24 protein-coding genes are annotated in these 24,983 nt (G+C 55.9%); 23 read left to right on the forward strand and 1 reads right to left on the reverse strand.

Annotation, left to right across the window (positions count from 1 at the left end; translation table 11 throughout):
- Positions 1 to 15: 15 nt before the first annotated feature.
- The 4 genes from HMPREF3140_RS25155 to nei are packed head-to-tail and all read left to right on the forward strand — an operon-like array spanning position 16 to position 3,194.
- Positions 16 to 741 (forward strand): DUF969 domain-containing protein, encoded by a 726-nt coding sequence (locus tag HMPREF3140_RS25155; RefSeq protein WP_002894928.1) that lies wholly within the window; start codon positions 16 to 18, stop codon positions 739 to 741.
- The gene (locus tag HMPREF3140_RS25160) at positions 738 to 1,733 is read left to right on the forward strand and encodes a DUF979 domain-containing protein (protein ID WP_004176855.1); all 996 of its coding nucleotides are present in this window, start codon (positions 738 to 740) and stop codon (positions 1,731 to 1,733) included. The genes HMPREF3140_RS25155 and HMPREF3140_RS25160 overlap by 4 nt, the downstream gene beginning before the upstream one ends.
- Before the next feature lie 9 nt (positions 1,734 to 1,742).
- Complete coding sequence (pcp, locus tag HMPREF3140_RS25165; protein ID WP_016947164.1) at positions 1,743 to 2,387, forward strand: pyroglutamyl-peptidase I; 645 nt, start codon at positions 1,743 to 1,745, stop codon at positions 2,385 to 2,387.
- Positions 2,388 to 2,402: 15 nt separating this feature from the next.
- Positions 2,403 to 3,194, forward strand: coding sequence for an endonuclease VIII (gene nei / locus HMPREF3140_RS25170; protein ID WP_004223693.1), 792 nt, complete (start codon positions 2,403 to 2,405; stop codon positions 3,192 to 3,194).
- Positions 3,195 to 3,284: 90 nt separating this feature from the next.
- Here nei and gltA read toward each other — a convergent pair whose 3' ends face one another.
- Positions 3,285 to 4,568, reverse strand: a complete 1,284-nt coding sequence (gene gltA / locus HMPREF3140_RS25180) for a citrate synthase (protein WP_002894943.1) — start codon at positions 4,566 to 4,568, stop codon at positions 3,285 to 3,287.
- Positions 4,569 to 5,208: 640 nt separating this feature from the next.
- Between gltA and sdhC the strand changes: the two genes are divergently transcribed.
- From sdhC to cpoB, 19 genes are all read left to right on the forward strand, one after another.
- Complete coding sequence (sdhC, locus tag HMPREF3140_RS25185; RefSeq protein ID WP_004142216.1) at positions 5,209 to 5,613, forward strand: succinate dehydrogenase cytochrome b556 subunit; 405 nt, start codon at positions 5,209 to 5,211, stop codon at positions 5,611 to 5,613.
- Positions 5,607 to 5,954 (forward strand): succinate dehydrogenase membrane anchor subunit, encoded by a 348-nt coding sequence (gene sdhD, locus HMPREF3140_RS25190; RefSeq protein WP_002894949.1) that lies wholly within the window; start codon positions 5,607 to 5,609, stop codon positions 5,952 to 5,954. The genes sdhC and sdhD overlap by 7 nt, the downstream gene beginning before the upstream one ends.
- Entirely contained in the window at positions 5,954 to 7,720 is a 1,767-nt protein-coding gene (gene sdhA / locus HMPREF3140_RS25195; protein WP_004179067.1) for a succinate dehydrogenase flavoprotein subunit, read from the forward strand. Before sdhD ends, sdhA begins: the two co-directional genes overlap by 1 nt.
- Before the next feature lie 15 nt (positions 7,721 to 7,735).
- A complete protein-coding gene (sdhB, locus tag HMPREF3140_RS25200; RefSeq protein WP_002894954.1) occupies positions 7,736 to 8,452 on the forward strand; it encodes a succinate dehydrogenase iron-sulfur subunit SdhB in 717 nt (238 codons plus the stop codon).
- A 381-nt stretch (positions 8,453 to 8,833) separates the two neighbouring features.
- Positions 8,834 to 11,641, forward strand: coding sequence for a 2-oxoglutarate dehydrogenase E1 component (sucA, locus tag HMPREF3140_RS25205; protein WP_004147623.1), 2,808 nt, complete (start codon positions 8,834 to 8,836; stop codon positions 11,639 to 11,641).
- A gap of 14 nt (positions 11,642 to 11,655) precedes the next feature.
- The gene (odhB, locus tag HMPREF3140_RS25210; protein ID WP_004142209.1) at positions 11,656 to 12,882 is read left to right on the forward strand and encodes a 2-oxoglutarate dehydrogenase complex dihydrolipoyllysine-residue succinyltransferase; all 1,227 of its coding nucleotides are present in this window, start codon (positions 11,656 to 11,658) and stop codon (positions 12,880 to 12,882) included.
- Positions 12,883 to 12,985: 103 nt separating this feature from the next.
- Complete coding sequence (gene sucC, locus HMPREF3140_RS25215) at positions 12,986 to 14,152, forward strand: ADP-forming succinate--CoA ligase subunit beta (protein ID WP_002895039.1); 1,167 nt, start codon at positions 12,986 to 12,988, stop codon at positions 14,150 to 14,152.
- The gene (gene sucD / locus HMPREF3140_RS25220; protein WP_002895043.1) at positions 14,152 to 15,021 is read left to right on the forward strand and encodes a succinate--CoA ligase subunit alpha; all 870 of its coding nucleotides are present in this window, start codon (positions 14,152 to 14,154) and stop codon (positions 15,019 to 15,021) included. Before sucC ends, sucD begins: the two co-directional genes overlap by 1 nt.
- Before the next feature lie 825 nt (positions 15,022 to 15,846).
- Positions 15,847 to 17,415 carry a cytochrome ubiquinol oxidase subunit I gene (gene cydA, locus HMPREF3140_RS25230; protein WP_002895047.1) on the forward strand — a complete coding sequence of 523 codons (1,569 nt, stop codon included), beginning with the start codon at positions 15,847 to 15,849 and terminating at the stop codon, positions 17,413 to 17,415.
- A 15-nt stretch (positions 17,416 to 17,430) separates the two neighbouring features.
- Complete coding sequence (gene cydB, locus HMPREF3140_RS25235; protein WP_002895049.1) at positions 17,431 to 18,570, forward strand: cytochrome d ubiquinol oxidase subunit II; 1,140 nt, start codon at positions 17,431 to 17,433, stop codon at positions 18,568 to 18,570.
- Positions 18,571 to 18,585: 15 nt separating this feature from the next.
- The gene (gene cydX, locus HMPREF3140_RS25240) at positions 18,586 to 18,702 is read left to right on the forward strand and encodes a cytochrome bd-I oxidase subunit CydX (RefSeq protein WP_002895051.1); all 117 of its coding nucleotides are present in this window, start codon (positions 18,586 to 18,588) and stop codon (positions 18,700 to 18,702) included.
- Positions 18,702 to 18,992 carry a cyd operon protein YbgE gene (ybgE, locus tag HMPREF3140_RS25245; RefSeq protein WP_002895053.1) on the forward strand — a complete coding sequence of 97 codons (291 nt, stop codon included), beginning with the start codon at positions 18,702 to 18,704 and terminating at the stop codon, positions 18,990 to 18,992. Before cydX ends, ybgE begins: the two co-directional genes overlap by 1 nt.
- Before the next feature lie 149 nt (positions 18,993 to 19,141).
- Positions 19,142 to 19,546: a tol-pal system-associated acyl-CoA thioesterase gene (ybgC, locus tag HMPREF3140_RS25250; RefSeq protein ID WP_002895056.1), complete on the forward strand. Its 405-nt coding sequence runs from the start codon at positions 19,142 to 19,144 to the stop codon at positions 19,544 to 19,546.
- Entirely contained in the window at positions 19,543 to 20,235 is a 693-nt protein-coding gene (gene tolQ / locus HMPREF3140_RS25255) for a Tol-Pal system protein TolQ (RefSeq protein ID WP_004152221.1), read from the forward strand. Before ybgC ends, tolQ begins: the two co-directional genes overlap by 4 nt.
- A 3-nt stretch (positions 20,236 to 20,238) precedes the next feature.
- Positions 20,239 to 20,667 (forward strand): colicin uptake protein TolR, encoded by a 429-nt coding sequence (gene tolR, locus HMPREF3140_RS25260; RefSeq protein WP_002895061.1) that lies wholly within the window; start codon positions 20,239 to 20,241, stop codon positions 20,665 to 20,667.
- A 99-nt stretch (positions 20,668 to 20,766) separates the two neighbouring features.
- A complete protein-coding gene (tolA, locus tag HMPREF3140_RS25265; protein WP_032411067.1) occupies positions 20,767 to 22,005 on the forward strand; it encodes a cell envelope integrity protein TolA in 1,239 nt (412 codons plus the stop codon).
- Between the two features lie 129 nt (positions 22,006 to 22,134).
- A complete protein-coding gene (tolB, locus tag HMPREF3140_RS25270; protein WP_002895066.1) occupies positions 22,135 to 23,427 on the forward strand; it encodes a Tol-Pal system beta propeller repeat protein TolB in 1,293 nt (430 codons plus the stop codon).
- A 34-nt stretch (positions 23,428 to 23,461) separates the two neighbouring features.
- On the forward strand, positions 23,462 to 23,986 hold the full coding sequence (pal, locus tag HMPREF3140_RS25275; RefSeq protein WP_002895068.1) for a peptidoglycan-associated lipoprotein Pal: 525 nt from the start codon (positions 23,462 to 23,464) through the stop codon (positions 23,984 to 23,986).
- 9 nt (positions 23,987 to 23,995) lie between these two features.
- Positions 23,996 to 24,790: a cell division protein CpoB gene (gene cpoB, locus HMPREF3140_RS25280; protein ID WP_002895071.1), complete on the forward strand. Its 795-nt coding sequence runs from the start codon at positions 23,996 to 23,998 to the stop codon at positions 24,788 to 24,790.
- The last annotated feature ends 193 nt before the right edge of the window (positions 24,791 to 24,983 follow it).

Consider the following 24,983-nt stretch of genomic DNA (forward strand, 5'->3'; position numbering starts at 1 on the left):
GAACAGGACGTTATTATGCAAGAGGCGATATCCCTCTGGCCGCTAATCGGCATTGCCGTGATTGTGGTCGGTTTTGTATTACGCTTTAACCCGGTGCTGGTGGTGATTATCTCCGGGATCGTCACCGGCGTGGCGGCGCATATGCCAATAGCCACTATTCTGGAGAAACTGGGCGAGGGCTTCCTGAATACCCGTAATCTGCCGTTTATTCTGCTGCTGCCGCTGGCGGTGATCGGGCTGCTGGAGCGCCATGGTCTGAAAGAGCGGGCGCAGGCGTGGATCGCGAAGATCCATAGCGCGACCGCCGGACGTCTGCTGATCGTCTATCTGTTTGTGCGCGAAGCCACCGCCGCTCTGGGGTTGACCAGCCTCGGCGGACATCCGCAAATGGTGCGCCCGCTGCTGGCGCCGATGGCGGAGGGGGCGGCGGAAAAGCGCTTTGGCCCGCTGCCGGGCAATGTACGCTACCGCCTGCGCGCGATGTCGGCGGCAACCGATAACGTCGGGCTGTTCTTCGGCGAAGATATTTTTGTCGCCTTCGGCGCGATCATCTTCATGCACAACTTTATGCTGGAGTCGGGTGGGATCCAGACAGAACCGTTGCATATTGCCCTGTGGGGGATCCCGACGGCGATCTGCGCCTTTCTGATCCACGCCGCGCGCCTGTGGCGACTCGATCGCCATCTCCAGCGCGAGCTGGACCGGATAAACGCCGGACAGGCGAAAGGCGGTGCGGCATGAATTTCCAGCAAACCTATTTATACTGGCTGGCCGGAGCGGTACTGCTGGTCGTGGCTATCATGTCCTGGCGCGACAAAAGCAATCCGCGGCGTCTGACAACCGGTCTGTTCTGGGGCCTGTACGGGCTGGTGTTCTTGCTCGGCGACTGGACATATCAACTGGTGGGCGATAAGCGTACGGTGAATATCGCTGTCGGCGGGGTGGTGGTCGTCCTGGCGCTGATCGCCGGTTTTGGCGGCGTGCGCCTCGGCAGCTACCATCAGCGTACCCAGGAAGAGAAAACCGCCAGCGCGAAACGCCTCGGCAACAAACTTTTCTTTCCGGCGCTGGCGATTCCGGTCGTCACCGTCATTGGCGTACTGCTGTTTAACAATCTGCCCTCATGGCAGGTGGCGCTCTTCGGGCCGGGCAACCACGCGACGCTGATTACTCTGTTCTCGATGACTGTCGGTACGCTGATTGGCCTGGCGATGGCGATTCGTATGACGCATGAAACGGTGGCGCAGCCAATGCAGGAAGCGCGCCGTTTGCTTGATTCCGTCGGCTGGGCCTTTATCCTGCCGCAAATCCTCGCGGTGCTGGGGCTGCTGTTTACCGCGGCGGGCGTCGGAACCAGCATTTCATGGCTGACCGAGCACTATCTGGCGGTCGATAACCGCTTTATCGCCGTGGCTGTGTATGCCATCGGCATGGCGGTGCTGACAATGGTGATGGGCAACGCCTTTGCCGCTTTCCCGATTGTGACCGCCGGAGTTGGCATTCCGATTTTAGTCCTGCAGCACGGCGGCAATCCGGCGGTAATGGCGGCGATTGGTATGTTTTCCGGCTACTGCGGCACGCTGATGACGCCGATGGCGGCGAACTTCAATATTGTCCCGGCGGCGCTGCTGGAACTGCCGGATAAAAACGCGGTGATTAAAGCCCAGATACCGACCGGTATCCTGTTGCTTATCGTCAATGTATTCTTACTCTATTTCCTGATGTTCCTGTAAGGAGGGATGATGGCTGGCGTATTGATTACCGGTTTTGAGCCGTTCGGCGGCGAAACGGTTAATCCTTCATGGGAAGTGGTTAAGCAGCTGGATGGCATGATTATTCGCGGACAGCAGGTGGTGGCTAAACAGTTACCCTGCGTATTCGGCGAAGCGCTGACGGTGCTGAAGGCGGCGCTGGAAACCTATCAACCGCGGCTGACGATTGCCGTCGGACAGGCCGGCGGCCGTGTCGATATCACCGTCGAACGTGTAGCGATCAATGTCGATGATGCGCGGATCCCCGACAATAAAGGCCAGCAACCGATCGATGAGCCGATCGTCGCTAATGGCCCTGCGGCCTGCTTCAGTACGCTGCCGATCAAAGCGATCGTCAGCGCGCTGCGCCAGCAGGGGATCCCGGCCTCGGTGTCGCAAACCGCGGGCACCTTCGTCTGCAATCACGTGATGTATGGTTTGCTGCATCAGCTGCAGGGAAAACGCGGACAGAAGGGCGGTTTTATCCATATTCCGTATCTGCCTGAACAGGCGGCGGCCCACCCGGGGCAGGCGAGTATGTCGGTCGCGACGGTACGCGCGGCGCTGGAAACGGCGATTGCCGTCGCTCTTGAACAGGATGACGATGTCAAAATTGGCGGCGGCGCCACCCATTAACAGAAGGATGACAGTATGCCGGAAGGTCCGGAGATCCGCCGTGCGGCGGATAAACTGGAGGCGGCAATCAAAGGCGAACCCTTAACCAACGTTTGGTTCGCCTTTCCTCAGTTGCAACCCTATCAAACTCAGCTAACTGGTCAGCGGGTGACCCATATCGCCACCCGCGGCAAGGCCCTGTTAACCCACTTCTCCGGCGGATTGACCCTGTATAGCCATAACCAGTTGTACGGCGTCTGGCGTGTGGTGGATGCCGGCGTTGAGCCGCAATCGAACCGCGTACTGCGCGTCAGGCTGCAGACCGCCAGCAAGGCGATTTTGCTCTACAGCGCGTCGGACATTGATATCCTCACGGCGGAGCAGGTTGCCAACCATCCGTTCTTGCTGCGCGTCGGACCGGACGTGCTGGACATGACGTTAACCGCGGAGCAGGTGAAAGCGCGGCTGCTGTCGGCCAAATTCCGCAATCGTCAGTTTTCCGGCCTGCTGCTGGATCAGGCTTTTCTTGCCGGGCTCGGAAACTATCTGCGGGTGGAAATTCTCTGGCAGGTGGGATTAAGCGGTAAGCGTAAAGCCGCTGAACTGAGCGACAGTCAGCTGGATGCGCTGGCGCACGCGCTGCTCGATATCCCGCGGCTGTCCTATCGTACTCGCGGTCTGGTGGATGACAACAAGCATCATGGCGCGCTGTTTCGCTTTAAGGTCTTCCATCGCGATGGGGAAAGGTGCGAACGCTGTGGGGGAATCATTGAGAAGACGACGCTCTCCTCGCGGCCATTTTACTGGTGTCCAGGATGCCAGCATTAAGCCGGCTGGCGGGCGATTTCAGCATGAAGCGCGTTATCAGGCATAAAAAAACGCGCCAGCAGGCGCGTTTTTATGATCCGGACAGTGAGATTAACGCTTAATGTCGGACTGGAAATCGCGTTTGGCGTAGCCGGTATACAGCTGACGCGGACGGGCGATCTTCATGCCATCGCTGTGCATTTCGTTCCAGTGCGCAATCCAGCCCACGGTACGCGCCATGGCGAAGATAACGGTAAACATGGAGGACGGAATACCCATCGCTTTCAGGATGATACCGGAGTAGAAGTCGACGTTCGGATACAGTTTCTTCTCGATGAAGTACGGGTCGTTCAGCGCGATATGCTCCAGCTCCATGGCCACCTGCAGCAGGTCGTCTTTGGTGCCCAGCTCTTTCAGCACTTCATGGCAGGTTTCACGCATCACGGTGGCGCGCGGATCGTAGTTTTTGTAAACACGATGGCCGAAGCCCATCAGGCGGAAAGAGTCATTCTTGTCTTTCGCACGACGAACAAATTCCGGAATGTGCTCAACGGAGCTGATCTCTTCCAGCATTTTCAGCGCCGCTTCGTTGGCGCCACCGTGTGCCGGTCCCCACAGGGAGGCGATGCCCGCAGCGATACAGGCGAACGGGTTAGCGCCGGAGGAGCCCGCGGTACGTACCGTGGAGGTCGACGCGTTCTGCTCGTGATCGGCGTGCAGGATCAGAATACGATCCATCGCGCGCTCCAGCACCGGATTGACTTCATACTCTTCGCACGGTGTCGCAAACATCATGCGCAGGAAGTTGCCGGCGTAGGAGAGGTCGTTGCGCGGATAAACAAACGGCTGGCCGATAGAATACTTGTAACACATGGCTGCCATGGTTGGCATTTTGGACAGCAGACGGTAGGCGGCAATCTCGCGGTGACGCGGGTTATTCACGTCGAGGGAATCATGATAGAACGCCGCCAGCGCGCCGGTGATCCCGCACATCACCGCCATCGGGTGGGAATCGCGACGGAACGCGTGGAACAGACGGGTGATCTGCTCATGAATCATGGTGTGGCGGGTGACGGTAGTTTTGAATTCGTCATATTCGGCCTGGGTCGGCTTTTCGCCGTACAGCAGGATATAACAGACTTCAAGATAATTAGATTCGGTCGCTAACTGGTCGATCGGGAAGCCGCGGTGCAGCAGGATCCCCTCGTCACCATCGATAAACGTAATTTTAGATTCACAAGAAGCCGTTGATGTGAAACCTGGGTCAAAGGTAAATACGCCTTTTGAACCAAGACTACGAATATCAATAACATCCTGACCGAGCGTGCCTTTTAGCACATCCAGTTCAATAGCAGTGTCACCACCCAGGGTGATTTTTGCTTTAGCATCAGACATTTATGGTCTCCTTAGCGCCTTTATTGCTTAAGACTGCCGGGTGGTGGATTTGCTTTCGGCCCGCGCCTGCATACGTTACCAGTTTGTTATGTTGCACACAGCTCTGCGTCAGCGAAAAGGGCAGGGTACAGAGCAACGGCGCTTGATGGCACGTCCTTCAGGGCTGCGGTGAAACAACAGCAAATCAGCGTTTTAGCAGTCCGAATATTAAAACCTATATACCACTAATAACTGTCCTGATTACATCGGTCAATACTGACACACTGTTACATAACTTATTCTCAGGTGAAAGAGTGACCCCATAACTTTTGAGCATTATTGCATTTAACTGGTAATGGTTGTAACAAGAATGTTTAATATTTGTCAAATCAGGTGATTAAAAATTAAAAAAATGTTGGTATCGTGACCTTGATCACTGTTCCGGAGAAAACCCAACAAACTATATGTAGGTTAATTGTAATGATTTTGTGAACGGCCTATACTGCGGCCAGGTCTCCGGAACACCCTGCAATCCCGAGCCACCCAGCGTTGTTTAGTGATGTTTTAATGCCTGAAAAGACGTTTTAACATGACTTCTGGTTATAGAAAGGACGCTGTCTGACCCGCAAGCAGACCGGAGGAAGGAAACAATAAGAACAGCATGTGGGCGTTATTCATGGTAAGAAATGTGAAAAAACAAAGACCTGTCAATCTGGATCTACAAACGATACGGTTCCCAATCACGGCGATAGCGTCCATTCTCCATCGCGTTTCCGGTGTCATCACCTTCGTGGCGGTCGGAATTCTGCTTTGGCTGCTGGGCACCAGCCTTTCCTCCCCAGAAGGTTTTCTGACGGCGGCCTCCATCATGGATAGCTTCTTTGTGAAGTTCATCATGTGGGGCATTCTCACCGCGCTGGCCTATCACGTCGTTGTCGGTATTCGCCATCTGATGATGGACTTTGGCTACCTTGACGAAACCCTCGAAGCAGGGAAACGTTCCGCCAAAATTTCTTTTGTTATTACTGTCGTGCTTTCACTTCTCGCAGGAGTCCTCGTATGGTAAGCAACGCCTCAGCACTGGGACGCAACGGCGTACATGACTTTATCCTGGTCCGTGCTACCGCCATCGTTCTGACCCTCTACATCATCTACATGGTTGGCTTCTTCGCCACCACCGGTGAAATCTCATGGGAAGTGTGGACCGGATTCTTTGCCTCCGGCTTCACTAAAGTCTTCACTCTGCTGGCTCTCGTTTCCATTCTCATCCATGCCTGGATCGGGATGTGGCAGGTGTTAACGGACTACGTTAAACCACTGGCTCTGCGCCTGGTTCTGCAACTGGCTATCGTTGTGGCGCTGGTGGCTTACGTTCTTTATGGATTTGTTGTGGTGTGGGGTGTGTAATGAAATTGCCAGTCAGAGAGTTTGATGCTGTTGTCATCGGTGCCGGCGGCGCAGGTATGCGCGCGGCGCTGCAAATTTCCCAGAGCGGACAGACCTGTGCACTGCTCTCCAAAGTTTTCCCTACCCGTTCCCATACCGTATCCGCGCAGGGTGGCATCACCGTCGCGCTCGGTAACTCCCATGAAGATAACTGGGAATGGCATATGTACGACACCGTAAAAGGGTCGGACTATATCGGCGACCAGGACGCCATCGAATACATGTGTAAGACCGGTCCGGAAGCGATTCTTGAGCTGGAGCACATGGGACTGCCGTTCTCTCGTCTTGACGATGGCCGTATTTATCAGCGCCCGTTTGGCGGCCAGTCGAAGAACTTCGGCGGCGAACAGGCGGCGCGTACCGCGGCGGCGGCTGACCGTACCGGTCACGCCCTGCTGCACACTCTGTATCAGCAGAACCTGAAAAACCACACCACTATCTTCTCCGAATGGTACGCCCTCGATCTGGTGAAAAACCAGGACGGCGCGGTAGTCGGTTGTACCGCCCTGTGCATTGAGACCGGCGAAGTGGTCTACTTTAAAGCCCGCGCCACCGTGCTGGCGACCGGCGGCGCAGGCCGTATCTATCAGTCCACCACCAACGCCCACATCAATACGGGTGACGGCGTCGGGATGGCCATCCGCGCCGGCGTGCCGGTGCAGGATATGGAAATGTGGCAGTTCCACCCGACCGGTATCGCCGGGGCTGGGGTTCTGGTTACCGAAGGTTGCCGCGGCGAAGGCGGTTACCTGCTGAACAAACACGGCGAACGCTTTATGGAGCGTTATGCCCCGAACGCTAAAGACCTGGCGGGCCGTGACGTGGTGGCGCGTTCCATCATGATCGAAATCCGCGAAGGCCGCGGCTGCGACGGTCCGTGGGGCCCGCACGCGAAACTGAAACTGGATCACCTCGGTAAAGAGGTTCTGGAATCTCGTCTGCCGGGTATCCTTGAACTTTCCCGTACCTTTGCCCACGTCGATCCGGTGAAAGAGCCGATCCCGGTTATCCCAACCTGTCACTACATGATGGGCGGTATCCCGACCAAAGTCACCGGCCAGGCGTTGACCGTGAATGAGAAGGGCGAAGACGTGGTGATCCCGGGCCTGTTCGCGGTAGGCGAAATCGCCTGCGTATCGGTCCACGGCGCCAACCGTCTGGGCGGCAACTCGCTGCTCGACCTGGTGGTCTTCGGCCGCGCGGCGGGCCTGCATCTGCAGGAATCCATTGCCGAGCAGGGCACGCTGCGCGACGCTAGCGAATCCGATATCGAAGGCTCGCTGGATCGCCTCAACCGCTGGAACAACACCCGCTCTGGTGAAGATCCGGTGGCGATTCGTAAAGCGCTGCAGGAATGTATGCAGCATAACTTCTCGGTGTTCCGCGAAGGCGATGCGATGCACAAAGGTCTGGAGCAACTGAAAGTGATCCGCGAGCGCCTGAAAAACGCCCGTCTCGACGATACCTCCAGCGAGTTCAACACCCAGCGCGTTGAGTGCCTGGAGCTGGATAACCTGATGGAAACCGCCTACGCGACCGCCGTATCCGCTAACTTCCGTACCGAGAGCCGTGGCGCCCACAGCCGCTTCGACTTCCCGGATCGTGATGATGAAAACTGGCTGTGCCATTCCCTGTACCTGCCAGAGTCGGAATCCATGACGCGTCGTAGCGTCAATATGGAACCGAAACTGCGTCCGGCATTCCCGCCGAAGATTCGTACTTACTAATGCGGAGACAGGAAAATGAAACTCGAGTTTTCAATTTATCGCTATAACCCGGATGTTGACGACGCTCCGCACATGCAGGATTACACCCTTGAAGCGGAAGAAGGTCGCGACATGATGCTGCTGGATGCGCTGATCCAGCTGAAAGAAAAAGATCCGTCGCTGTCGTTCCGCCGCTCCTGCCGTGAAGGGGTCTGCGGGTCCGATGGTCTAAACATGAACGGGAAAAACGGTTTGGCGTGCATCACGCCAATCTCCGCGCTGAATCAGCCGGGCAAGAAGATTGTTATCCGTCCGCTGCCAGGATTACCGGTTATCCGTGATTTGGTGGTGGACATGGGGCAATTCTATGCACAATATGAGAAGATTAAGCCTTACTTGTTGAATAATGGGCAAAATCCTCCGGCTCGCGAGCATCTGCAGATGCCTGAGCAGCGTGAGAAACTCGACGGGCTGTACGAGTGTATTCTGTGCGCCTGCTGTTCGACCTCGTGCCCGTCGTTCTGGTGGAACCCGGACAAGTTCATCGGCCCGGCTGGCCTGCTGGCCGCGTATCGCTTCCTGATCGACAGTCGCGATACCGAAACCAGCGAGCGCCTGGACGGCCTGAGCGATGCTTTCAGCGTATTCCGCTGTCACAGCATTATGAACTGCGTCAGTGTGTGTCCGAAGGGGCTGAACCCGACGCGCGCCATCGGCCATATTAAGTCGATGCTGCTGCAGCGCAGCGCGTAAGCAACACGGTCTGTCCCGGATGGCGCTAGCGCTTATCCGGGCTACCAAAGCAGTAGCCCCGGCAAGCGTTAGCGCCGCCGGGGGATATAGCAGGAAATCTTTAAAAACCGCCACAAGATGTACCAGTAATCGAGGCGTTCAGTGCGAGGTAAGGCGGCAACTGAGCGCATCCCCGGGAGCATAGTGAACTATGTGACCGGGGTAAGCGAAGGCAGCCAACGCAACCGCAGCCTGAACGCTGAAGATTAATGGCAGTTTTTAAAGGTTCCTTAGCGGATAGAAACCACAACTCGTCCGCAACAAGTGAACCCCGGCACGTGCACTCGGTGTGCGTGGTAGTTTCTACGGCGAAATAAGCATATGAATGCTTAAGGGATCACGATGCAGAACGGCGCAATGAAAGCCTGGCTGGACTCTTCTTACCTCTCTGGTTCGAACCAGAGCTGGATAGAACAGCTCTATGAAGACTTCTTAACCGATCCTGACTCTGTTGACGCCAACTGGCGTTCAATGTTCCAGCAGTTACCTGGCACCGGAGTTAAACCGGATCAATTTCATTCCAAAACGCGTGATTATTTCCGTCGACTGGCGAAGGATGCCTCACGTTACACTTCTTCGATTTCCGACCCAGACACCAATGTGAAGCAGGTTAAAGTCCTGCAGCTCATCAACGCATACCGTTTCCGTGGCCACCAGCATGCGAATCTCGATCCGCTGGGGCTGTGGAAGCAAGAGAGAGTGGCGGATCTCGATCCGGCCTACCACGATCTGACCGAGGCCGATTTCCAGGAAAGCTATAACGTAGGTTCATTTGCCATCGGTAAAGACACTATGAAGCTGGGCGAGCTGATTGCCGCCCTCAAGCAAACCTACTGCGGCTCCATCGGCGCGGAATACATGCATATCACCTCTACCGAAGAAAAACGCTGGATCCAGCAGCGCATTGAATCGGTAGCTGGCAAAGCGAGCTTTACCGCGGAAGAGAAAAAACGCTTCCTCAGCGAACTGACCGCCGCGGAAGGTCTGGAGCGCTACCTCGGCGCCAAATTCCCGGGGGCGAAGCGCTTCTCGCTGGAGGGTGGCGACGCCCTGATCCCGATGCTCAAAGAGATGATCCGCCATGCAGGCAAAAGCGGCACCCGCGAAGTGGTGCTGGGCATGGCGCACCGCGGCCGTCTCAACGTGCTGGTCAACGTGCTGGGTAAAAAACCGCAGGACCTGTTCGACGAGTTCGCGGGCAAACATAAAGAACACCTCGGCACCGGCGACGTGAAGTACCACATGGGCTTCTCTTCCGATATGGAAACCGAAGGCGGTCTGGTGCACCTGGCGCTGGCGTTTAACCCGTCGCACCTCGAGATCGTCAGCCCGGTGGTTATCGGTTCCGTACGCGCCCGTCTGGATCGTCTGGACGAGCCAAGCAGCAACAAAGTTCTGCCTATTACCATCCACGGCGACGCCGCCGTCACCGGCCAGGGCGTGGTTCAGGAAACTCTGAACATGTCCAAAGCCCGCGGTTACGAAGTGGGCGGTACCGTGCGCATCGTTATCAACAACCAGGTGGGCTTCACGACCTCTAACCCGCTGGATGCGCGCTCAACGCCGTACTGCACCGACATCGGTAAAATGGTGCAGGCGCCGATTTTCCACGTGAACGCGGACGATCCGGAAGCGGTCGCCTTCGTCACCCGTCTGGCGCTTGATTTCCGCAATACCTTTAAACGCGATGTCTTCATTGATCTGGTGTGCTACCGCCGTCACGGCCACAACGAAGCCGATGAGCCGAGCGCAACCCAGCCGCTGATGTATCAGAAGATCAAAAAGCATCCGACTCCGCGCAAAATCTATGCTGACAAGCTGGAGCAGGAGAAGGTGGCGACTCTGGAAGATGCGACCGAGCAGGTTAACCTCTACCGCGATGCGCTGGATGCCGGCGAATGCGTGGTGCAGGAATGGCGTCCGATGAATATGCATTCCTTTACCTGGTCGCCGTACCTCAACCACGAGTGGGACGAGAGCTATCCGGATAAAGTTGAGCCGAAACGTCTGCAGGAGTTGGCCAAACGCATCAGCACGGTACCGGAAGGTATCGAAATGCAGTCCCGCGTGGCGAAAATTTACGCCGACCGCCAGGCGATGGCGGCAGGCGAGAAGCTGTTTGACTGGGGCGGTGCCGAAAACCTGGCCTACGCCACGCTGGTTGACGAAGGTATTCCGGTTCGTCTGTCCGGCGAAGACTCCGGCCGCGGCACCTTCTTCCACCGTCATGCGGTGATCCATAACCAGACCAATGGTTCAACCTACACGCCGCTGCAGCATGTCCATAACGGCCAGGGCCAGTTCCGCGTTTGGGACTCGGTACTGTCTGAAGAAGCGGTGCTGGCGTTCGAATATGGTTACGCCACCGCCGAGCCGCGCACTCTGACCATCTGGGAAGCGCAGTTTGGCGACTTCGCCAACGGTGCGCAGGTGGTGATCGACCAGTTCATCTCCTCCGGTGAGCAGAAGTGGGGAAGGATGTGCGGCCTGGTGATGCTCCTGCCGCACGGTTACGAAGGCCAGGGCCCGGAGCACTCCTCCGCGCGTCTGGAGCGTTATCTGCAGCTGTGCGCTGAACAAAACATGCAGGTCTGCGTGCCGTCCACGCCGGCACAGGTTTATCACATGCTGCGTCGCCAGGCGCTGCGCGGTATGCGTCGTCCGCTGGTGGTGATGTCGCCGAAGTCGCTGCTGCGTCATCCGCTGGCGGTCTCCAGCATGGATGAGCTGGCGAACGGCACTTTCCTGCCGGCTATTGGTGAAATCGATCAACTTGATCCGCAGGCTGTGAAGCGCGTTGTGCTGTGCTCTGGTAAGGTTTACTACGACCTGCTGGAACAGCGCCGCAAAAACGAGCAAAAAGATGTCGCTATCGTTCGTATCGAGCAGCTCTATCCGTTCCCGCATCAGGCGGTGCAGGAAGCGCTGAAAGCGTATGCGCACGTGCATGATTTTGTCTGGTGCCAGGAAGAGCCGCTCAACCAGGGCGCATGGTACTGCAGCCAGCATCACTTCCGTGAAGTGATTCCGTTTGGGGCCTCTCTGCGTTATGCAGGCCGCCCGGCCTCCGCCTCTCCGGCGGTAGGGTATATGTCCGTTCACCAGAAACAGCAACAAGATCTGGTCAATGACGCGCTGAACGTCGATTAATTAAAGGATACACAATGAGTAGCGTAGATATTCTGGTTCCCGACCTGCCTGAGTCCGTAGCTGACGCAACCGTCGCCACCTGGCACAAAAAACCGGGCGACGCGGTCGTCCGTGACGAAGTTCTGGTCGAAATCGAAACTGACAAAGTGGTACTGGAAGTACCGGCATCAGCGGACGGCATTCTGGATGCAGTGCTGGAAGACGAGGGCGCCACCGTCCTGTCTCGCCAGATCCTTGGCCGCCTGCGCGAAGGCAACAGCGCAGGTAAAGAAAGCAGCGAGAAAGCCGATGCGAAAGCGTCCACTCCGGCGCAGCGTCAGCAGGCCTCTCTGGAAGAGCAGAACAACGACGCGCTGAGCCCGGCGATCCGTCGTCTGCTGGCTGAACACAACCTTGACCCAGCGGCCATCAAAGGCACTGGCGTCGGCGGTCGTCTGACCCGCGAAGACGTTGAGAAACATCTGGCGAAAGCCCCGGCGCCGGCAGAAGCCAAAGCGCCAGCCGCCGCCCCGGCAGCCGCGCCGGCGCCGCAGCTGGGCCACCGTTCGGAAAAACGCGTCCCGATGACCCGTCTGCGTAAACGCGTAGCCGAACGTCTGCTGGAAGCGAAAAACTCTACCGCCATGCTGACGACCTTTAACGAAGTCAACATGAAGCCCATCATGGATCTGCGTAAGCAGTACGGTGAGGCGTTCGAAAAACGTCATGGCATCCGCCTGGGCTTTATGTCCTTCTACGTGAAAGCGGTAGTGGAAGCGCTGAAACGCTATCCGGAAGTGAACGCTTCCATCGATGGCGACGACGTGGTGTACCACAACTACTTCGACGTCAGCATGGCCGTATCCACTCCGCGCGGTCTGGTCACCCCGGTGCTGCGTGACGTCGACCTGCTGGGCATGGCGGATATCGAAAAGAATATCAAAGAGCTGGCAGTGAAAGGCCGCGACGGCAAGCTGACCGTAGACGACCTGACCGGCGGTAACTTCACTATTACCAACGGCGGCGTCTTCGGCTCCCTGATGTCCACGCCGATCATCAACCCACCGCAGAGCGCTATTCTGGGTATGCATGCCATTAAAGACCGTCCGATGGCGGTCAATGGCAAGGTAGAGATCCTGCCGATGATGTACCTGGCGCTCTCCTATGACCACCGTCTGATCGACGGACGTGAATCGGTAGGCTTCCTGGTGGCGATTAAAGAGCTGCTGGAAGATCCGACCCGTCTGCTGCTGGACGTGTAGTCAGCAAGCGTATTACCTACCGTAGGCCGGATAACACGCGTTAGCGCCGTTATCAGGCCTACAGGTTTAAAGATAATTACACCCTGAAGGATGGACTGAACACATGAACTTACATGAATATCAGGCAAAACAACTTTTTGCCCGCTATGGCTTACCGGCGCCGGTGGGTTATGCCTGTACTACTCCGCGTGAAGCAGAAGAAGCCGCTTCAAAAATCGGCGCGGGTCCGTGGGTAGTGAAATGTCAGGTTCACGCTGGTGGCCGCGGCAAAGCGGGCGGTGTGAAAGTAGTTAAGAGCAAAGAAGAGATCCGCGCATTTGCCGAGCACTGGCTGGGCAAACGTCTGGTGACCTATCAAACAGATGCGAACGGCCAGCCGGTTAACCAGATCCTGGTTGAAGCGGCGACCGATATTGACAAAGAGCTGTACCTGGGCGCGGTTGTTGACCGTAGCTCCCGTCGCGTGGTGTTCATGGCGTCTACCGAAGGCGGCGTGGAAATCGAGAAAGTGGCGGAAGAGACCCCGCACCTGATCCACAAGATCGCCATCGATCCGCTGGCGGGCCCGATGCCTTACCAGGGTCGTGAACTGGCGTTCAAACTGGGTCTGGAAGGTAAACAGGTTCAGCAGTTCACCAAGATTTTCATGGGTCTGGCGACCATTTTCCTTGAGCGCGACCTGGCGCTGATCGAGATCAACCCGCTGGTGATCACCAAGCAGGGCGACCTGATCTGCCTCGACGGCAAACTTGGCGCTGACGGCAACGCGCTGTTCCGCCAGCCGGATCTGCGCGAAATGCGCGATCAGTCTCAGGAAGACCCACGTGAAGCGCAGGCGGCGCAGTGGGAACTGAACTACGTCGCGCTGGACGGCAACATCGGCTGCATGGTTAACGGCGCAGGCCTGGCGATGGGTACCATGGACATCGTTAAGCTGCACGGCGGCGAACCGGCTAACTTCCTCGACGTAGGCGGCGGCGCGACCAAAGAGCGCGTGACCGAAGCGTTCAAAATCATCCTCTCTGACGACAACGTTAAAGCGGTGCTGGTTAACATCTTCGGCGGCATCGTGCGTTGCGACCTGATCGCTGACGGCATCATCGGCGCGGTAGCGGAAGTAGGGGTTAACGTTCCGGTTGTGGTTCGTCTGGAAGGTAACAACGCCGAACTGGGCGCGAAAAAACTGGCTGACAGCGGCCTGAATATTATTGCAGCGAAAAGTCTGACGGACGCAGCACAGCAGGTTGTTGCCGCAGTGGAGGGGAAATAATGTCAGTTTTAATCAATAAAGATACCAAGGTTATCTGCCAGGGCTTCACCGGTAGCCAGGGGACCTTCCACTCTGAACAAGCGATCGCTTACGGTACGCAAATGGTTGGCGGCGTGACGCCAGGCAAAGGCGGCACCACTCACCTGGGCCTGCCGGTGTTCAACACCGTGCGCGAAGCCGTTGAAGCGACCGGCGCGACCGCGACCGTGATCTACGTTCCGGCGCCGTTCTGCAAAGATTCCATCCTGGAAGCGATCGACGCGGGCATTAAGCTTATCATCACCATCACCGAAGGTATCCCAACGCTGGATATGCTGACCGTGAAGGTGAAGCTGGACGAAGCGGGCGTGCGTATGATCGGCCCGAACTGCCCGGGCGTTATCACTCCGGGCGAGTGCAAAATCGGCATCATGCCGGGTCACATTCACAAGCCGGGTAAAGTGGGCATCGTTTCCCGTTCCGGCACCCTGACCTATGAAGCGGTTAAGCAGACCACCGACTACGGCTTCGGCCAGTCTACCTGCGTCGGTATCGGCGGCGACCCGATCCCGGGCTCCAACTTCATCGATATCCTGAAGATGTTCGAGGAAGATCCGCAGACCGAAGCGATCGTCATGATCGGTGAGATCGGCGGCAGCGCGGAAGAAGAAGCGGCTGCTTATATTAAAGATCATGTCACTAAGCCGGTTGTCGGCTACATCGCGGGTGTTACCGCGCCGAAAGGCAAGCGTATGGGCCACGCGGGCGCTATCATCGCCGGCGGTAAAGGTACAGCGGATGAGAAATTCGCAGCGCTGGAAGCGGCGGGTGTGAAAACTGTTCGCAGCCTGGCCGACATCGGCGAAGCGCTGAAAGCTATTATCAAGTAAACCCTCTCTGCTTGTCCGCAAGCAGAAATCTGTCCGATTTCGACATGGTTGGCCACCGTCAGGTGGCCTTTTTTGTGACCGTTATCCCGTCTCGTCAGAACCGCAACGCCAACAACGAATTGATTTTCTGCGAAAAACCCTATCTATCATATTGATTTAATTTATTATTTAATAAGTATTTTCGATGCGCTGTAGTGGCTAAAAAAATATACCCCGGGTGTACCGTAGGGAAACAAAAGCGGCAGCGAAAAAGCGTGGGGCAGGGGATAAGGAAGAAGATAAAATACTGTGAGCGGTCTAACATTATTCGGATCGGTTCCTTTTTTTTGTTTTTTTTCCACGACGTTAAATAATATTACCTATGATTCTCATATCTCTCTTTTTAGTAACTGGAAAAGCCATAGTTTAAACACTTAATTAACATTAAGTTCACCAATATTCTTTATTGGGCTACATAATTAACACATAGAGTAAAAATTGATTTATATCAATACTTAATCCTTGGAAAAATCCCTCAAAAAACGTTAAATTGTCTCAAGTCAAATTGGCTGAATTCAGCCATCTTCACTATATATTGATCACCGTCGAAAAATGTAAAACTGGAACAATAAAAACATATTTATTGTAAGGTTATTGCGGCGTAATATATTGGGGAATCAATTGGGTTTTTCGTTAACGTATTTGTAACCTTACCCTGGCATGGTTTTACCTTCGATTGAAACCTGCTGTGGACGGGCGACAAATAAATTTGTATTGGGGCATGCGTATGAGCCAGAGCTTCTCGGTTCATTTTCGGAGTCTTCATGCGATGAGCAAGGAGTCATGATGTTAGATATAGTCGAACTGTCGCGCTTACAGTTTGCCTTGACCGCGATGTACCACTTCCTGTTTGTGCCGCTAACGCTCGGTATGGCGTTCCTGCTGGCCATCATGGAAACGGTCTACGTCCTTTCCGGCAAACAGATTTATAAAGATATGACCAAATTCTGGGGCAAGTTGTTTGGTATCAACTTCGCGCTGGGTGTGGCGACCGGTCTGACCATGGAGTTCCAGTTCGGGACTAACTGGTCGTATTACTCACACTACGTGGGCGATATCTTTGGTGCGCCGCTGGCCATTGAAGGTCTGATGGCCTTCTTCCTCGAATCCACCTTTGTAGGTCTGTTCTTCTTCGGTTGGGATCGTCTGGGCAAAGTTCAGCATATGGCCGTCACCTGGCTGGTTGCGCTGGGTTCCAACCTCTCCGCGCTGTGGATCCTTGTCGCCAACGGCTGGATGCAGAACCCTATCGCATCGGACTTCAACTTCGAAACCATGCGTATGGAGATGGTCAGCTTCTCTGAACTGGTGCTCAACCCGGTCGCCCAGGTGAAATTCGTTCACACTGTGGCGTCGGGCTATGTCACCGGCGCGATGTTCATCCTGGCGATTAGCTCCTGGTACATGCTGAAAGGTCGCGACTTCGCCTTTGCCAAGCGCTCCTTTGCCATCGCAGCCAGCTTCGGTATGGCGGCGATCCTCTCCGTTATTGTGCTGGGTGACGAATCCGGTTACGAAATGGGTGACGTGCAGAAAACCAAACTGGCGGCTATCGAAGCAGAGTGGGAAACCCAGCCTGCGCCGGCGGCCTTCACCCTGTTTGGTATTCCCGATCAGAATGCGCAGACCAACCACTTTGCGATCCAGATCCCCTACGCGCTGGGCATCATTGCTACCCGCTCGGTGGACAAGCCGGTTATCGGCCTCAAGGATCTGATGGTTCAGCACGAAGAGCGTATCCGTAACGGCATGAAAGCCTACGCGCTGCTGGAACAGCTGCGCGCCGGTTCAACCGATCAGGCCGTGCGTGACCAGTTCAATAACGTGAAGAAGGACCTCGGTTATGGCCTGCTGTTGAAGCGCTATACCCCGAACGTCGCTGACGCCACGGAAGAGCAGATCGCCAAAGCGACCAAAGACTCCATTCCAAGCGTCGCACCGCTGTACTTCGCCTTCCGTATCATGGTGGCGTGCGGCATCCTGATGCTGCTGATTATAGGCGCCTCCTTCTGGAGCGTGATCCGTAACCGCATCGGCGAGAAAAAATGGCTGCTGCGCGCCGCATTCTACGGCCTGCCGCTGCCGTGGATTGCCGTGGAGTCGGGCTGGTTTGTTGCCGAATACGGCCGTCAGCCGTGGGCGATTGGTGAGGTCCTGCCGACGGCGGTGGCTAACTCATCATTGACCGCGGGCGACCTGATCTTCTCAATGTTGCTGATCTGCGGTCTGTACACGCTGTTCCTGGTGGCTGAACTGTTCCTGATGTTCAAGTTTGCCCGCAAAGGACCTAGCAGCCTGAAAACCGGCCGCTATCACTTTGAACAGTCCTCTGCGGCTATTCAGTCGGCACGCTAAGACAGGAGTCGTCAAATGATCGATTATGAAGTATTGCGTTTTATCTGGTGGCTGCTGATTGGCATTCTGCTGATTGGTTTTGCCGTCGCCGACGGGTTCGACATGGGGGTGGGCATGCTCACCCGCTTCCTCGGCCGCAACGACACCGAGCGTCGGATTATGATCAACGCCATCGCCCCGCACTGGGACGGTAACCAGGTGTGGCTGATCACCGCCGGTGGCGCGCTGTTCGCTGCCTGGCCGATGGTTTACGCCGCGGCGTTCTCTGGCTTCTATGTGGCGATGATTCTGGTGCTGGCCTCGCTGTTCTTCCGTCCGGTCGGTTTTGACTACCGTTCCAAGATCGAGGACACCCGCTGGCGCAACATGTGGGACTGGGGCATCTTCATCGGTAGCTTCGTGCCGCCGCTGGTGATTGGCGTGGCCTTTGGCAACCTGCTGCAGGGCGTGCCGTTCCACGTCGATGAATACCTGCGTCTGTTCTATACCGGTAACTTCTTCCAGTTGCTGAACCCGTTTGGTCTGCTGGCCGGTATCGTCAGCGTGGCGATGATCCTGACTCAGGGCGCCACCTACCTGCAGATGCGTACCGTAGGCGAACTGCACCTGCGTACTCGCACCGTTTCCATGGTGGCGGCGCTGGTGACGCTGGTCTGCTTCGCGCTGGCGGGCGTGTGGGTCTACTACGGCATCGACGGCTATGTGGTGAAATCGGTGATTGACCATACCGGCCCGTCTAACCCGCTGACCAAGGAAGTGGTGCGGGAAGCTGGCGCGTGGATGGTGAACTTTAACAATATGCCAGCGCTGTGGGCGGTGCCTGCCCTGGGCGTGGTGTTGCCGCTGCTGACCGTCGTTTCGACCAAAGCGGATAAAGGCGCCTGGGCATTCCTGTTCTCCTCGCTGACCCTGGCCTGCATCATTCTGACTGCCGGTATCGCGATGTTCCCGTTCATCATGCCGTCCAGCACCATGCTGAACGCCAGCCTGACGATGTGGGACGCGACCTCCAGTCAGCGGACGCTGAACCTGATGACCTACGTGGCGATTGTTTTCGTGCCGATCATTCTGGCCTACACCAGCTGGTGTTACTGGAAGATGTTTGGCCGCATCACGCGCGAAGACATCGAAAAGAATACCCACTCGCTGTACTAAGGTAAGGAGCTATATATGTGGTATTTCGCATGGATTTTGGGAACGCTTCTTGCCTGTGCTTTTGGGGTCATTACCGCGCTGGCGCTTGAGCACGTGGAAGCCACCAAAGCCGGGAAGAAAGAAGAAATCTGATGAAATTTATCGCTACTCTGTACGCGATAATGGACAAGCGCCCGCTCCGGGCGCTTTCCTTATTGATGGCGCTGCTGCTGGCTGGCTGCATTTTCTGGGATCCGTCGCGCTTTGCGGCGAAGACCAGCGAGCTGGAAATCTGGCATGGTTTCTTGCTGATGTGGGCGGTTTGCAGCGGCGTTATTCACGGCGTGGGCTTTCGCCCGCGTGCCGTTCACTGGCAGGGGATTTTTTGTCCGCTTATCGCTGATATCGTGCTCGCTTTAGGTCTCTTCTTTTTCTTCTTTTGAATAAGAGATCTCTGTTAATGCTATGGGCTTGCATAAGCCCATAAAAATTTACGCCCCGTTTACTTTCCCCCATTCCAAACCACCTTTCCCGCGCGTATAGTAGCGAAGTTTGAAAGCTCTAACCTTTTTTTGCATTACCGGGATGTAAAGTGAATACAACGCTGTTTCGATGGCCGGTTCGGGTCTACTACGAAGATACCGATGCCGGTGGTGTGGTTTACCACGCCAGTTACGTCGCTTTTTATGAAAGAGCACGCACAGAGATGCTGCGCCACCATCACTTTAGTCAACAGGTGCTGTTGGCTGAACGCGTTGCCTTCGTGGTTCGCAAAATGACGCTGGAGTATTTTGCCCCCGCCAGACTCGACGACATGCTCGAAGTCCAGACGGAAATTACCTCGATGCGCGGCACCTCTTTGGTTTTCACGCAGCGAATCGTCAACGCCGAGAATACAGTGTTAAACGAAGCTGAGGTTCTCATTGTGTGCGTTGATCCACTCTTAATGAAGCCACGTGCGCTTCCCAAGTCTATTGTCGCGGAGTTTAAGCAGTGACTGACATGAATATCCTTGATTTGTTCCTGAAGGCGAGCCTTCTGGTAAAACTTATCATGTTGATTTTGATTGGTTTTTCTATCGCTTCCTGGGCTATCATTATTCAGAGAACGCGTATCCTTAACTCGGCCGCGCGTGAAGCTGAAGCGTTCGAGGACAAATTCTGGTCCGGGATCGAGCTCTCTCGTCTGTACCAGGAGAGCCAGGGGCGTCGCGATAACCTGACCGGTTCGGAACAAATCTTCTACAGCGGTTTCAAAGAGTTTGCGCGCCTGCATCGGGCCAACAGCCATGCGCCGGAAGCGATTGTCGAAGGGGCATCGCGCGCGATGCGTATTTCGATGAACCGCGAACTGGAAACGCTGGAAACCCATATTCCGTTCCTCGGCACCGTAGGCTCGATCAGCCCGTATATCGGTCTGTTCGGTACCGTCTGGGGGATTATGCACGCCTTTATCGCCCTTGGCGCGGTGAAGCAGGCCACCCTGCAGATGGTGGCGCCAGGTATCGCCGAAGCGCTGATCGCCACCGCGATTGGTCTGTTCGCCGCGATCCCGGCGGTCATGGCGTATAACCGCCTGAACCAGCGCGTGAACAAGCTTGAACTGAATTACGACAACTTTATGGAAGAGTTCACCGCTATTCTGCACCGTCAGGCCTTTACCACCAGCGAAAGCAATAAGGGGTAAGCCATGGCCAGAGCACGTGGACGCGGACGTCGCGAACTGAAGTCCGAGATCAACATCGTTCCGCTGCTGGATGTCCTGCTGGTGCTGCTGCTGATCTTTATGGCAACGGCGCCGATCATTACGCAGAGCGTGGAAGTCGATCTGCCGGACGCCACGGAATCGCAAGCGGTGAAAAGCAATGACGATCCGCCGGTGATTGTGGAAGTCTCCGGGGTAGGGCAGTACAGCGTGAAGGTGGGGCAGGAGACGCTGTCCCAGCTGCCGCCGGAGCAGGTAATTGCCGAAGCGAAGCGTCGTCTTGAAGCCAATGAAAAAACGGTATTCCTGATCGGCGGTGCGAAAGACGTCCCTTACGATGAAATTATTAAAGCGCTGAACCTGTTGCATAGTGCAGGGGTTAAATCGGTCGGCTTGATGACCAAACCTATTTAATCGCTTCAGGTAGGTGCGTCCGCGCGGCGTCCGGTGGCGGGTATCGCTCGCCGTCGGTGCGCATCGCGGATACAGGCGAACAGTTTTTGGGAACCGATAGTGTCAAAGGCAACCGAACAAAACGACAAGCTTAAACGAGCGATCATCATTTCAGTCGCGCTGCACATCATTCTGATCGCGCTGCTGATCTGGAGTTCGTTTGACGAGCATCTGGATGCCTCTGCCGGCGGCGGCGGCGGATCGTCGATTGATGCCGTCATGGTCGATCCGGGGGCGGTGGTAAATAACTATAACCGTCAGCAACAGCAGCAGGCCAGCGCACGTCGCGCCGCTGAACAGCGTGAAAAACAGGCGCAGCAGCAGGCGGAAGAGTTACGTGAGAAACAGGCGGCGGAACAGGAACGGCTGAAACAGCTCGAACAGGAGCGGCTGCAGGCGCAGGAAGCGGCGAAAGAAGCGAAGGAGCAGCAGAAGCAGGCTGAAGAAGCGGCTGCCAAGGCCGCCGCGGCGGCAAAAGCCAAAGCGGACGCACAGGCAAAAGAAGCGCAGGAAGCCGCTGCCAAAGCGGCCGCCGAGGCGAAAGCGAAGGCGGATGCCCAGGCGAAGAAACAGGCGGAAGCTGAAGCGGCGAAAGCTGCGGCCGAGGCGCAGAAGAAAGCGGAAGCGGCGGCTGCGAAGAAAGCGCAACAGGAAGCGGAGAAAAAAGCCCAGCAGGAAGCGGCTAAGCAGGCGGCAGCTGAAAAAGCGGCTGCCGAAAAAGCCGCTGAGAAAGCCGCCGCGCAAAAAGCGGCCGCTGAGAAGGCCGCCGCCGAGAAAGCCGCAGCCGCTGAAAAAGCGGCGGCAGCGAAAGCGGCTGCAGCAGAGAAGGCTGCAGCTGATAAAGCGGCCAAGGCGGCAGCAGCAAAAGCCGCGGCGGCGAAGAAAGCGGCGGCTGCGAAAGAAGCGGACGGCGTAGACAACCTGCTCGGCGATCTGAGTTCTGGTAAGAATGCGCCTAAAACAGGCGGTGGGGCCAAAGGAAACAATGCCTCCGCTGCCGGGAGTGGTAATACTAAAAACAGTGCCTCAGGGGCTGATATCAACAACTATGCCGGACAGATAAAATCGGCGATTGAAAGTAAGTTTTATGACGCATCGTCCTATGCGGGCAAAACATGTACCTTGCGTATCAAACTTGCTCCTGACGGTCTGTTGTTAAATATACAGTCCGAAGGTGGTGATCCTGCTCTGTGCCAGGCCGCTCTTGCCGCAGCCCGACAGGCTAAGTTTCCGAAACCACCTAGCCAGGCAGTATATGAAGTCTTCAAAAATGCGCCACTGGACTTCAAACCTCAGTGACATTTTTCCCCGTGCAAACGGGGAAAAACAATCTATGGTAGTCACAGGGTTTTGGTAGTTTTGTATATTTGAGTTTGTTAACATTCTGCTAAATTATCGTGGGCTTTCCGCCCGGATAAGGGAGATATGATGAAGCAGGCATTACGAGTAGCATTTGGTTTTTTAATGCTGTGGGCGGCGGTGCTGCACGCAGAAGTACGTATCGAGATCACCCAGGGGGTGGACTCGGCGCGCCCTATCGGCGTGGTACCGTTCCAGTGGGCCGGCCAGGGCGCTGCGCCGGAAGATGTCGGTGGTATCGTGGCAGCTGACCTGCGCAACAGCGGTAAATTCAATCCGCTGGATCGCTCTCGTCTGCCGCAGCAGCCGACCAGTGCCCAGGAAGTGCAGCCTGCTGCCTGGTCTGCGCTGGGTATTGACGCCGTAGTCGTCGGCCAGGTCACGCAAAATCCGGATGGTTCTTATCAGGTTGCGTATCAACTGGTGGACACCGGCGGAGCGCCGGGCACAACGCTGGCGCAAGGTTCTTTTAAAGTCACTAAGCAGTACCTGCGCTATGCGGCGCACGCGGCCAGCGACGCGGTATTTGAGAAGCTGACCGGCATCAAGGGCGCCTTCCGTACCCGTATCGCCTACGTGGTGCAGAAAAACGGCGGCCAGTACCCTTACGAACTGCGCGTGTCCGACTACGATGGTTACAACCAGTTCCTGGTTCACCGTTCCTCCCAGCCGCTGATGTCCCCGGCCTGGTCTCCGGACGGTTCTAAACTGGCCTACGTTACCTTTGAAAGCGGTCGTTCTGCGCTGGTGGTTCAGACCCTGGCGAACGCCTCTGTGCGTCAGATCGCCTCCTTCCCGCAGCACAACGGCGCCCCGGCGTTCTCACCGGATGGTTCTAAACTGGCGTTCGCGCTGTCGAAAACCGGTAGCCTGAACCTGTACGTAATGGATCTGGGATCGGGTCAGATTCGTCAGGTGACCAACGGTCGCAGCAACAACACCGAACCAAGCTGGTTCCCGGACAGCCAGAATCTGGCCTTCACTTCTGACCAGGCAGGTCGTCCGCAGGTATATAAAGTCAACATTAATGGCGGCACGCCGCAGCGTATCACCTGGGAAGGTTCTCAGAACCAGGACGCCGACGTGAGCGCGGATGGTAAAACCATGGTAATGGTCAGCTCGGCCGGCGGTCAGCAGCACATTGCCAAACAAGATCTGGAAACGGGTGGTGTACAGGTTCTGTCATCAACGTTTTTAGACGAAACGCCAAGTCTGGCACCTAACGGCACTATGGTAATCTACAGCTCTTCTCAGGGGATGGGATCCGTGCTGAATCTGGTTTCTACAGATGGGCGTTTCAAAGCGCGTCTTCCGGCAACTGATGGACAGGTAAAATCGCCTGCCTGGTCGCCGTATCTGTGATAATAAATAATTGATTATTAAAGGAATCAAAGAAATGCAACTGAACAAAGTGCTGAAAGGGCTGATGATCGCTCTGCCGGTTATGGCAATCGCGGCATGTTCTTCTAACAAGAACGCCAGCAACGACCAGAGCGGTGAAGGCATGCTGGGTGCCGGCACTGGTATGGACGCTAACGGTAACGGCGGCAACATGTCTTCTGAAGAGCAAGCTCGTCTGCAGATGCAGCAGCTGCAGCAGAACAACATCGTTTACTTCGATCTCGACAAGTACGATATCCGTTCTGACTTCGCTGCTATGCTGGACGCGCACGCTAACTTCCTGCGCAGCAACCCGTCCTACAAAGTGACTGTAGAAGGTCACGCGGATGAGCGCGGTACGCCGGAATACAACATCGCTCTGGGTGAGCGTCGTGCTAACGCCGTTAAGATGTATCTGCAGGGCAAAGGTGTTTCTGCCGATCAGATCTCCATCGTTTCTTACGGTAAAGAAAAACCAGCAGTACTGGGTCATGACGAAGCGGCATATGCCAAAAACCGTCGCGCCGTACTGGTTTACTAAGAGAATTGCATGAGCAGTAACTTCAGACATCATTTATTGAGTCTGTCGTTACTGGTTGGCATAGCGGCCCCCTGGGCCGCTTTTGCTCAGGCGCCAATCAGTAGTGTCGGCTCAGGCTCGGTCGAAGACCGCGTCACTCAACTCGAGCGTATTTCCAATGCTCACAGCCAGCTTTTAACCCAACTCCAGCAACAACTCTCTGATAACCAGACTGACATTGATTCTCTCCGCGGGCAGATCCAGGAGAACCAGTACCAGCTGAATCAGATCGTTGAGCGCCAGAAACAGATTCTGCTGCAGATAGATAGTCTGAGCAGCGGTGGCGGCGCAGCATCAGGTGCGCAGGCTCCGTCGTCTTCTGGCGATCAGAGCGCGGCTGCCACCAGCGCAGCGCCAGCGGCCACCTCAGGCGCCCCGGCGATGACCGGCGATGCGAACACCGATTATAATGCCGCTATTGCCCTGGTGAAGGATGCCTCACGCCAGGATGACGCGATGGTGGCGTTTCAAAACTTCGTCAAAAAGTACCCGGATTCAACCTACCAGCCAAACGCTAACTACTGGCTCGGGCAGTTGAACTACAATAAGGGGAGAAAAGACGACGCGGCGTTTTACTTCGCTTCGGTGGTGAAGAACTACCCGAAATCGCCAAAAGCGCCTGACGCGATGTTTAAAGTCGGCGTGATCATGCAGGACAAAGGTGATACCGCGAAAGCGAAAGCGGTTTACCAGCAGGTGATCAACAAATTCCCCGGCACCGACGGTGCGAAACAAGCGCAAAAACGACTTAATGCTCTTGGTTGATTACGGCATGACCAGGAATCGCGTTATTTCTGGTCTTGTCGCCTGAATCGCCAGCAGTTAAGTGATCTTTATCGAAATTTTAGTTGCGCTGAATTCTGAAATCAGTAATATATGCCGCCGTTGCCAAGGGATATCAAACAAGCCCAAAGCAATGCCAGAGTGGGTCGTTAGCTCAGTTGGTAGAGCAGTTGAC

The sequence above is a fragment of the Klebsiella sp. HMSC16A12 genome (assembly GCF_001808265.1).
GTDB lineage: Bacteria > Pseudomonadota > Gammaproteobacteria > Enterobacterales > Enterobacteriaceae > Klebsiella > Klebsiella pneumoniae.